Source organism: Microcystis sp. LE19-195.1E, from assembly GCF_027532095.1.
Taxonomy (GTDB): Bacteria; Cyanobacteriota; Cyanobacteriia; order Cyanobacteriales; family Microcystaceae; genus Microcystis; species Microcystis aeruginosa.
In genome coordinates this window covers 1-1,941 of record NZ_JAPZSZ010000313.1, presented here as the reverse complement: position 1 = coordinate 1,941, position 1,941 = coordinate 1, and the positions used below count along the sequence as shown (strand labels likewise).

Here is a 1,941-nt window from a genome sequence, read left to right as displayed (position 1 = left end):
CCTACGTTATCCCCGGTTTTCTGTTAATTCTCCTCGGTGGTATTAACGGCCCCTTTCATAGCGCTTTGGTCAGTGTTTTGGCCAAAAGAGATAAATCCGAGTCCGCGCCGATTGTCGAGACTATTACCACCCTAGTCAGTGCGATTTTATTAGCTGTCACCGTCTTTTTAATCGTTTTTGCCAATATTTTTATCGATGTTCTCGCCCCCGGTTTAGATGCCGCCACCCGTGGCATGGCCATTCAACAACTGCAAATTATGGCCCCCATGGCGGTTTTAGCCGGTTTAATCGGCATCGGTTTCGGTACTCTCAACGCGGCGGATCAATACTGGCTACCGAGTCTCAGTCCGCTTTTTTCCAGTGTGGCGGTGATTATCGGGGTGGGTTTGCTGGCCTGGTCACTTGGCGATCGCATTGATGAGCCGCAATATATTCAACTGGGGGGTTTTGTCCTCGCCGGCGGTACTCTCATCGGGGCGCTCTGGCAATGGTTAGCACAAGTAGGCGCACAAGTCAAGTCAGGTTTAGGAAAATTAATATTTCGTTGGGATTGGCGGATTCCGGGGGTGTCGGAGGTGTTGCGGGTGATGATTCCGGCGACCTTATCTTCAGGAATGTTGCATATTAACGTTTATACTGACCTCTTTTTCGCTTCTTTTATCGAAAATGCCGCCGCTTCCATGCGTTACGCCAGTTTTATCGTTCTCACGCCCTTGGGCATCATGTCTAACATGATTCTCGTGCCGTTTATGCCGATATTTTCTCGACTGACGGAACCGGAAAATTGGGGAGAATTGAAGCAAAAAATCCGTCAGGGTTTATTATTGACGGCTTTAACCATGTTACCCTTCACCGCTATCTTCATCGCCCTCGCTTTCCCGGTAGTGCGAGTTATCTATCAACGGGGTGCCTTTAATCTGGCTGCCTCGGAACAGGTGGTTCCCGTATTAATGGCCTACGGTTTCGGGATGTTTTTCTATCTCGGCCGCGATGTTTTGGTACGAGTGTTCTATGCCTTGGGTGATGGCGACACTCCCTTTAAGGTGAGTATGGTAAATATTTTTCTTAATGGTGTGCTGGATTTCCTCTTGTATAAACCTTTTGGTACTCCGGGGATTGTTTTAGCAACCGTGGGGGTTAATATCCTTTCTATGGGCATTTTTACGGTGATTTTAAATCGTCGTTTAGGGGGTTTACCCTTGGGAGAATGGGGTTTATCCTTATTGGGATTAACGGTAATTACAATGCTTTCTGGTGTTGTTAGTTGGGGTGCTAGTTGGGGTTGGGAAAAGGTTTTTGGTGCTGGTAATATTTTCCTACAATTGTTACAGTTGGGTTTTGCTTCGACCGTAGCGGTGGGTTTATTCCTCCTCGGTGCGATGTTATTGAAGTTACCTGAATTAGACCTGTTAATCTCGCGAGTTCGTCAGAAGTTGTTGAAAAAATCTTAGGTTTAAGTTCCTGCCTCACTAGATTAAAGAAAGGTTAAACCCTAGCTAACACCAAATCAGTTTTTAAGAGTCTGATTAACTCCCTCCCTCGCTCGTAATTACTGTTGTAGGGGACGGAAGAATTTTTTCAATTGGCTCGCTCTCTTTTTGTTTAATGTCAAACAAATCCAATCGGATTTGAAGATTTAACCAAAAATCAGGAGAGACTTGCAAGTATTTAGGGCTTGCTGAATAATGGTAAAACCCTTTTAAAATAAGGCTTTTGACCTGTTAAAATCCGATGTTAGTGCAAGAATATAGGATTAAGACCTTCAAAAACCTGGCATTATCCTTTTTTTAGTACACAAACTGGTACAAAAAAAGAGGGCAACAAAGCCTGAAACGACCGGCTACTGACGACCGACGACCGACTCCTAACCCCACCAACAAACTTTTTGCCGCCAACCCTATTTAGTTCCTAGTTCAACCGAGACTAACCGATTCACTTGAG

At 45.2% G+C, this 1,941-nt stretch carries 1 protein-coding gene; it reads left to right on the top strand.

Annotated elements, in window-relative coordinates; genetic code table 11:
- Positions 1-1,451: murein biosynthesis integral membrane protein MurJ (murJ, locus tag O9300_RS17245; protein WP_287972951.1), on the top strand; the 1,451-nt coding region annotated here is incomplete at its 5' end.
- Positions 1,452-1,941: the final 490 nt, after the last annotated feature.